This window comes from Bradyrhizobium sacchari, assembly GCF_002068095.1.
Taxonomy (GTDB): Bacteria; Pseudomonadota; Alphaproteobacteria; order Rhizobiales; family Xanthobacteraceae; genus Bradyrhizobium; species Bradyrhizobium sacchari.
This window is the reverse complement of the sequence record NZ_LWIG01000020.1, coordinates 1-3,825: the sequence shown is the minus strand read 5'-3', so window position 1 is coordinate 3,825 and position 3,825 is coordinate 1. Positions and strand designations below refer to the sequence as shown.

At 59.1% G+C, this 3,825-nt stretch carries 3 protein-coding genes; 1 reads left to right on the top strand and 2 read right to left on the bottom strand.

Annotation, left to right across the window (positions count from 1 at the left end; translation table 11 throughout):
- Positions 1-146 precede the first annotated feature (146 nt).
- Complete coding sequence (locus tag A5906_RS23110) at positions 147-1,241, bottom strand: ABC transporter ATP-binding protein (RefSeq protein ID WP_080137604.1); 1,095 nt, start codon at positions 1,239-1,241, stop codon at positions 147-149.
- A gap of 833 nt (positions 1,242-2,074) precedes the next feature.
- Between A5906_RS23110 and A5906_RS23105 the strand changes: the two genes are divergently transcribed.
- Positions 2,075-2,974, top strand: a complete 900-nt coding sequence (locus A5906_RS23105) for a beta-keto acid cleavage family enzyme (protein ID WP_245326863.1) — start codon at positions 2,075-2,077, stop codon at positions 2,972-2,974.
- A 187-nt stretch (positions 2,975-3,161) separates the two neighbouring features.
- On the opposite strand, the gene tnpC is transcribed toward A5906_RS23105, so the two are convergent.
- Positions 3,162-3,825: IS66 family transposase (gene tnpC / locus A5906_RS23100; protein ID WP_136615428.1), on the bottom strand; the 664-nt coding region annotated here is incomplete at its 5' end.

The following is a 3,825-nucleotide window of genomic DNA, read 5'->3' as shown; positions in this document are numbered from 1 at the left end:
GCCAGGCCGATTGCGGCGAGTGCAGCGACGTTCGTCAAAGGTGTCTTGCTCATCGTCTGCCGTTCCTCTGGTCTGTTATGCCCCGCCCGGGATTCGGACGGGTCGGCAAAGGCCGACCTCATCCAAGCCGAGGTTTCGCCCCCTCGTCACGGCGCATCGAGCGCCCGACAATCTTCCGTCTTCCAGCCGACAGTGATCGCCGCGCCCGGCTCGAGCTGCACCAGGCCTTCGGAGTTAGGCAGCTTGATCACAAAATCATCATGGCCACACAGTGAGACGCGGGTGCGCACGTGGTCGCCCAAATAGATCACCTCCGCCACCTGCGCGCTGAAGACATTGGGCAGCGCGCCCGGCGTCGGATTCAGCTGCACTCGCTCCGGCCGCAACGACAGCACGGTCGGTCGACCAACCGCTTCAACGTTGATCGCCAGCGCCTGCACGTTGCTCCCACCCGCAATCTCCACGTTGCAGGTCGTGCCATTCATCGCCAGGACTTTGCCGTGCAGGCGATTGTTCTCGCCGATGAACTGCGCGACGAAGGCGTTCTGCGGACGCTCGTAGAGTTCGGCGGGCGCGGCAAGCTGCTGGATAATCCCGTCGTTGAACACCGCGATGCGGTCCGACATCGTCAGCGCCTCGCCCTGGTCATGCGTCACATAGACCACCGTGACGCCGAGATCCTCGTGGATATGCTTGATCTCGAGCTGCATCTGCTCGCGCAGCTGCTTGTCCAGCGCGCCGAGCGGCTCGTCCATCAGCACGAGCTTGGGATCGAACACGAGAGCGCGGGCAAGTGCGACGCGTTGCTGCTGGCCGCCAGAAAGCTGACCGGGCCGGCGCTTGCCATAGCTGCCGAGCCGGACCATGTCGAGCGCCCGTTTGATTCTGGCCTCGATCTCGGTCCTGCCGAGCTTGCGCACCTTAAGCGGGAACGCGAGATTCTCCTCCACGGTCATATGAGGAAAAAGCGCGTAGTTCTGGAACACCATGCCGATGTCACGCTTGTGCGGGGGCATCGCCTCAATCGAGCGCCCCCCCAGCAGGATTGAACCATGAGTGGGAACTTCGAAGCCGGCGAGCATCATGAGCGTTGTCGTCTTGCCAGAGCCGGACGGCCCGAGCATGGTCAAAAACTCCCCTGGAGCGATGTCAAGGTTCAGATTTTTTACGACCAACGTCTCCCCATCGTAGGTCTTCTGGACCTCGGAAAACTTCACAAAGGCCTTGTCTGTGCCTGGCATTGCCCCCCTCCCCGGCCCTCCTCCCGCAACCGCGCCGACCATCAGACTACCCTGCCCTTTTTTCACCACCCGCGACTTCTCGCGCGCCAAGCCAAGATCGTATGGATCGGCTTTCACGAAGCGTGTGCGGTTGATCAATTGACGCATTGTTTCCTCCAACCTTCGCTTTTGCTGCGACAGGAGATTTTTGTGTCTCTTACGGCAGTATTTATCGGCCAGCCAGAGCTGAATTCCATGAATGTAGCCTCTCGTGCAGCCGAAATCCTGCGCCAAACTCGAAAAATCGAAAGTTTAACTCAGGGGCTTGGGGGGCGGGGAGCGGTGCTAATCAGTGACGGGAGATAGCCTTGCGCTTCAGTGCTGAGGTCGTCCATCGTCGAATCGCGAAAGCGATGATCACGCGACGCTCCGTGACCCGTACGAAGCGTCACAACTTTGCCAGTCCTTCGGGGAGGCTTGCTGAATTCGACAACAGCTGAGGTTGATGACTGCCTTCAGTTGTTTCAGGCAATTTATGCTACTTCGCCGTCGCGTGAAGAACTTCGCATCCCGTCTTATTTACCAGTGTGAAAGCGACGCAATCGGCTAACCCTACACACAATTCCGGCAAAATCTCATCTCAAATCGCGGAAATCCGACTGCAAGATGCGGCTAAGTTGAGTCGATCGATCCTACGCCATTGTTTTGGGCGCATGAATGTCATCGCTGCGCGCAAGATGTACGCGGCGGAACTCTCATGGAAAGAGTGCGAACTCGATCAGTGAGGCACTCCAACGCTCCGCATGGCCGCCCCGCCTTTGACGTCCGGCCCGGGGATCGGCCCGACAGTATCAATGAAGGAGTTCTTGATGTCTCGAAAAGTCGTCGTCACCTGCGCAATAACGGGTGGGAGTCTCGCGGTCCTTGCAAAGCATCCAGATATTCCCAAGACGCCGTCACAAATTGCGGAGGCGGCACTGGAAGCTGCGAAAGCAGGTGCTGCTGTCGTCCATATTCACGTGCGCGACCCAGAGACTGGAGCCCCGTCGAACCGGCTCGAGCTCTACGAACAGGTCGTTAAGAAACTACGGGACGCTGCCACCGACGTCATCATCAACTTGACCTGCGGAATGGATGGAGAGCTGGCGCTCGAGTCTCTCGACCCAGTAAAGCTCAGCAAAGCGACCACGCTAAAAACTCCTATGGGCCGATGTATTCAGGCAATCAAACTTCAACCAGAACTTGCGACTCTGGATTGCGGAACGATGAACTTTGGGCAGACCCTGTACGTTGCACGCATGTCCGATCTCCGAGAAATGGCAACGTTGATGCGGGACGCTGGTGTCAAGCCGGAGCTCGAATGTTTCGATCTCGGTCATATTGAGAACGCCAAGACCCTCATAAGAGAAGGCAAGATTGACGGCCATCCGCTTTTTCAGTTTTGCCTAGGCACAGGTTATGGCGCTCCTGCCGCACCGATTGCTATGCAGGCGATGCGAGACATTCTGCCTGCGGGTGCCGTTTGGGGTGGCTTCGGTTGCGGTGTCGACGAAATGCTTGTGGTCGGGCAATTGGTGGCGATGGGCGGCCACGTCCGAGTCGGATTGGAGGACAACATCTATATTCGACGTGGCGTGCTGGCCTCGAATGCCCAGCTGGTCGAAAATGCAGTTGGAATCATTGAGCGTATGGGCGCTAGCGTTGCCACACCGGCCGAGGCCAGGGAAATCCTTGGTGTTGTGAAGCGTGGATAGCCGTATGCTCCCATAAGACGACCGAGATGTACGGCACTTGGTCGGGGGAGATCCTCGACCAGGTGTGCCCGCTCTTACCGGACAGAGCCGGCCAGGATCAGTTTCGCTCACAGTGGCCTGCCCGGATATAAGACCGCTTGAAGAGAGATGTGCTGTAAGCATCCGGTGAGGACCGCGTAGCGGTCACTCAGGCTGCTTGGTTGACTTGCTTATTTCGGTCGCGCCAATACCAGGGCAAAAGTTCGTCGAGCCGTTGTACGGGATGTGCAGCGATGCGTGCCAGGACGTCGGCGAGCCAAGCTTGTGGATCCACGTCGTTCATTTTGGCTGTGACGATCAGGCTGTACATCATCGCGGCACGGTCGCCGCCGCGGTCGGAGCCACAGAACAGCCAAGACTTCCGCCCCAGGGCGATGCCGCGCAGGGCTCGCTCGGCGGCGTTGTTCGACAGGCAGATGCGGCCATCGTCGAGGAAGCGGGTAAACGCATCCCAGCGCTTGAGCATGTAGTCCATCGCCTTGGCAACGTCGTTGCGCCGGGAGAGCTTGGCGCGTTGTTCACGCATCCAGACTTTCAGATCGGCCATCAGCGGCGCGCTCAGCTCCTGGCGGACGGCCCGGCGCCGTTCGGGCGTCTCGCCGTTGATGCCTCGCTCGATCTCGAACAAGGCGTCGATCCGACGGACTGCTTCCAGTGCCAGAGGCGAGATCACCGCTGGCTTTTTGCCTTGTACCTTGCGGCGCGCATTCTCCGCCAGATCAGCCATCACGAAGAACGGTCGTCGGGCATGGACCCAACACGCCGCTTCCAGGATCGGACCTACGTTGCGGCTCGGGTCATAAAGCTTGCCA

What these genes read in the sequence shown, in the direction of transcription:
- A5906_RS23110 (WP_080137604.1), bottom strand. Translation starts at nt 1,241, where the DNA reads ATGCCAGGCACAGACAAGGCCTTTGTGAAGTTTTCCGAGGTCCAGAAG.
- A5906_RS23105 (WP_245326863.1), top strand. Translation starts at nt 2,075, where the DNA reads ATGAAGGAGTTCTTGATGTCTCGAAAAGTCGTCGTCACCTGCGCAATA.